This is a genomic window from Stenotrophomonas sp. SrG, from assembly GCF_050031795.1.
GTDB lineage: Bacteria > Pseudomonadota > Gammaproteobacteria > Xanthomonadales > Xanthomonadaceae > Stenotrophomonas > Stenotrophomonas rhizophila_A.
The window spans coordinates 1-235 of record NZ_JBNBBE010001369.1; the positions used below are offsets into that span (position 1 = coordinate 1).

Genomic DNA, 235 nt, shown 5'->3' on the forward strand with positions numbered 1-235 from the left:
GGCCATGATGTACAGCGAATTCATCGACTTCTGGTCGATGGTCTCGCCCTTGGCGTTGACGACCTACTCGGTACCGATGGTGTCCATCATCGCCTTGGCGATGCGTTCATTGGTACGCGACCAGATGTCGACCACCGTGTGGTAGCGCTCGCCGGCGGTGACCAGGCCCGACTGGTACTGCTCCTGGAGTTCCAGCACGTCGGCTGCGGCCTCGGTGAGGATGCCGCGCTTCTCG

General features: G+C 62.1%; 1 pseudogene. It reads right to left on the reverse strand.

The window, feature by feature from the left end:
* Positions 1-235: pseudogene (locus tag ACQG3P_RS23885) on the reverse strand (hypothetical protein); the annotation flags it as partial.